A 3,741-nucleotide genomic window follows, 5' to 3' on the forward strand; every position below is an offset into this window, starting at 1 on the left:
TCCTCCCGCGACCGGACGGCGAGGTGTGGTTCACGGGGCTCTCCCCGACGCGGCTGGATCACGGAGCGGCCGCGGCGGCCGTGGCGTACGGCCGTCGGATCGACGGGGCCGACTGGGAGCTCGCCGCCGACGACGCGCGCGTCGAGGTGCGGCGCGACGGCGAGCGCGCGTTCGCGTTCCCGCGCGGATGGCGCGTGATCGCCGATCGCACGGGCTCGGTGCGCGCCGTGGTCGGGATCGGAGCGCGGCCGGTGGCCGGCGCGCTCGACCTGCCGACGGGCAGCATCGCGCTCGAGATCGCGCCGAACGAGCGCGTCGAGCTGGACGGCACCACCGTGGGCGCGCGTGCGGGCGTCGAGTTCGTCCCACCCGTGTTCTGACAGGCTGGAGCACATGTCCTCCGACTCCCGCACGCCGCTTCCACTGAACCCGCTGGGCGCGACCGGGCTCCTGGTCACGCCGCTGACGCTCGGCGGCGGCCCGCTCGGCTCCATGCCGCAGCTGTTCGGCAACGACGTCTCGGAGGACGAGGCGATCGCGACCGTCGGGGCGGCGCTGGACGCCGGCATCCGCACGATTGACACGTCGAACGGGTACAGCGAGGGTGAGAGCGAGCGACGCCTGGGCAGGGCTCTCGCGGCATACGGCGCCCTGCCGGAGCACACGCTCGTCGTCACGAAGGTCGACCCGCTCGGAGGCGACTACTCGGGCGAGCGCGTGCGACGCTCCCTCGCCGAGTCGTCCGAGCGGCTCGGGATCGCGCCCCTGCCCGTCGTCCACCTTCACGACCCCGAGTTCCACGACTTCGACGCGATGACGGCGCCGGGCGGCGCCGTGGACCAGCTCGTGACGGCACGGGAGCGCGGTGAGATCGGGCACATCGGCCTCGCGGGCGGCGACACCCGCGTGACCTCGCGCTACTGGGAGCTCGGCGTGTTCGAGCTGCTGCTGGTGCACAACCGCTGGACGCTCGCCGACCGCTCGGCGGGTGCGCTCCTCGCGCGCGCCCAGGCCGACGGCGCCGGCCTCATCAACGCCGCGGTGCTGGGAGGCGGCGCGCTCACTGACCCTGTGCGCGTGCCGGGGAAGTACGGCTACGGCCCTGCGCCACAGGCCACGCTCGACGCGATCGCGGAGATGCGTCGGGTGTGCCGGCGCCACGGCACCACGCTCGACATCGCCGCGGTGCGGTTCTCGACGCGCGACCCCCGGTTCGCGACCACGGTCGTGGGCATGTCCTCGCCCGCGCGGGTGGCGTCGAACGTCGCCGCGGCGACCGCCGACCTGCCTGAGGAGCTCTTCGCGGAGCTCGATGCGCTCCTGCCGCCCGAGGAGCTCTGGCTCGACCGCCGCTGACGCGGCGGGCGCCGGTCAGCCCGCGGTCGACGCCCGCACGACGAGCTCGGGTTCGAAGACCACGTCGCGCGACGCGAGCGACGGATCCGCCGCCTCCTCCACGAGGAGCGACAGCGCGGTGGCGCCCATCGTGCGGCTCGGCTGCCGGATCGACGACAGCGGCACGGCGGCGGCGGCCGCGAAGTCGATGTCGTCATAGCCGATGAGCGCCACGTCGTCCGGAACCGCGATGCCGGCCTGCACCAGCGCCTGCAGCACGCCGAGGGCGATCAGGTCGTTCGCCGCGAACACGGCGTCGGGGCGGTCGGCCGTGGCGAGAACTGCGAGGCGCTCGCCCGCCTCGCGCCCATCCGCGACGGTCAGCGAGGCGACCGGGAGCACCTCGAGCGAGGCGTCCGCCACGCCCGCGACCGCGCGACGCGCGCCCTCCGCCCGATCGGCGACCTGGCGCAGCTGCGCCGGTCCGCCGACGTACGCGATGCGCCGCCGCCCCCGCTCGAGCAGGTGCCGCGCGGCGAGCTCGCCGCCGTGGATGTCGTCGACGGCGACCGACGAGAAGCCGCTGCCGGGCACCGCGCGGTCGACGAGCACGACGGGGATGCCGCGTTCGCGCAGCTCTCGCAGCCGGGTGACGTCGTCGCCGATCGGGGAGATGAGCAGTCCGTGCGCGCGCTGCTCCTCGAAGTGCGACAGGAGGCGCAGCTCGCGCTCGGCTCGCTCGTCGCTGTTGCCGATCAGCACCGACAGCCCGTGCTCGGCGGCCGCGTCGTCGGCGCCGCGCGCGACGTCCGTGAAGAACGGGTTGCGCGCGTCGAGCACGACGAGGCCGACGGTCGTGGACCGGCCGGCGCGCAGCTGACGAGCCGCGTCGTTGCGCACGTAGCCGAGCTCGCCGATCGCGGCGCGCACGCGCTCCAGCGTGGCGTCGGGCACGGAGCCGGGCCGGTTCAGCACATTCGACACGGTGCCGACCGAGACTCCCGCTCGCGCCGCCACATCGCGGATGCTCACGCCCACCTTGTCCGCTCCCTCGGTCTTTCCCACCGACGTTAGCGGCCGTTTGCGGCTGAAACGTCTCACCCCGCGCTAGGTTCGTGACCGTGAGCGGCAGTGGAGCCGCAGAAGGAGCGGATTCATGGCCCTGTTCGACCTGCCCCTCGAGACGCTGCGCGCGTACCGCAGAAACGTTCCCGAGCCTGCGGACTTCGACGCGTTCTGGGAGGCGACGCTCGCCGAGACCCACGCGGCCGCCCGGGCTCCGCGCATCGAGCGGGTCGACTCCGGCCTCGCCCTCGTCGAGACGAGCGACGTGACCTTCTCGGGCTTCGCGGGAGACCCGATCCGCGCCTGGTGGCACGTCCCCGCGGCCGTCGCGCCGCGCGCGGTGGTGGTGGAGTTCAACGGTTACAGCGGGGGCAGGGGTCTCGCGCACGAGGTCGGGTCGTGGCCTCTCGCCGGGTACGCGCACCTGTTCGTCGATACGCGCGGCCAGGGCTGGCACCACTCCCGCCCGGGCGCGACGCCCGATCCGCACGGCTCCGCGCCCGCCTCGCCCGGCAAGATGACGCAGGGCATCGAGGACCCGTCCACCTACTACTACCGCCGCGTGTTCGCCGACGCGGTGCGGGCGGTCGAGACCGCGCGGGACCTGGTGGCGGACGTGCCGCTGTTCATCACGGGCGGCAGTCAGGGAGGCGGCATCACGATCGCCGCGACGGCGCTCGCCGGCGCGAGCGGGGTCGACGTCGCGGGCTCGCTTCCCGATGTGCCGTTCCTGTGCGACTTCCCGCGCGCGACGACGATCACTGACGCCATGCCGTACCGCGAGATCGGCACGTACCTCGCCACCAATCGCGGTGCGGAAGAGCGCACGTATCGCACGCTCAGCTACTTCGACGGCGTGAACTTCTCCCGGCGCGCGTCCGTGCCCGCCCTGTTCTCGGTCGCGCTGATGGACGTCATCTGCCCGCCATCGACGGTGTTCTCGGCGTACAACAGCTGGGCGTCCGACGAGCGCGAGATCGAGGTGTACCCGTTCAACGACCACGAGGGCGGCGGCGCCTTCCAGCGGCGCGCCCAGCTGGACTGGGTCGCGAAGCGCGTCTGAGCCGGTCGGCACGGGCCGACGGCCGATCGACCGGCCGTCTTGCCCTCGGATCGAAGCCGTGCATAGGATGAAACGATTCAATATCCGACGGAGGACGACTCGACGATGAGCCAGCGCGTGTGCTTCACCCTGCACGTCAAGCCCGAGCTGATGGACGAGTACGTGGCGCGACACGATCCCGTCTGGCCGGAGATGCTCGACGAGATCGCGGCATCCGGACGACGGAACTACTCGATCTTCCACCTCGGCGGCGGCCTGCTCGTCGGCACGTACGAGAC

The 3,741-nt window shown here is 73.1% G+C and carries 5 protein-coding genes; 4 read left to right on the plus strand and 1 reads right to left on the minus strand.

Annotated features, from left to right (window positions below):
- Both RIF89_RS12050 and RIF89_RS12055 read left to right on the plus strand, forming a co-directional pair.
- Positions 1-380 (plus strand): hypothetical protein (locus RIF89_RS12050; protein WP_309069348.1); only part of this gene is annotated, 380 nt, incomplete at its 5' end.
- 13 nt (positions 381-393) lie between these two features.
- Positions 394-1,356, plus strand: a complete 963-nt coding sequence (locus RIF89_RS12055) for an aldo/keto reductase (RefSeq protein WP_309069349.1) — start codon at positions 394-396, stop codon at positions 1,354-1,356.
- A gap of 15 nt (positions 1,357-1,371) precedes the next feature.
- Here RIF89_RS12055 and RIF89_RS12060 read toward each other — a convergent pair whose 3' ends face one another.
- Positions 1,372-2,373: a LacI family DNA-binding transcriptional regulator gene (locus RIF89_RS12060; protein WP_309069351.1), complete on the minus strand. Its 1,002-nt coding sequence runs from the start codon at positions 2,371-2,373 to the stop codon at positions 1,372-1,374.
- A 118-nt stretch (positions 2,374-2,491) separates the two neighbouring features.
- On the opposite strand from RIF89_RS12060, the gene RIF89_RS12065 reads away from it, so the two are divergent.
- Positions 2,492-3,463, plus strand: coding sequence for an acetylxylan esterase (locus tag RIF89_RS12065; RefSeq protein ID WP_309069350.1), 972 nt, complete (start codon positions 2,492-2,494; stop codon positions 3,461-3,463).
- A gap of 105 nt (positions 3,464-3,568) precedes the next feature.
- Positions 3,569-3,741 (plus strand): L-rhamnose mutarotase (locus RIF89_RS12070; protein WP_309069352.1); only part of this gene is annotated, 173 nt, incomplete at its 3' end.

Origin of the sequence: Microbacterium sp., from assembly GCF_031178525.1 — a bacterium.
GTDB lineage: Bacteria > Actinomycetota > Actinomycetes > Actinomycetales > Microbacteriaceae > Microbacterium.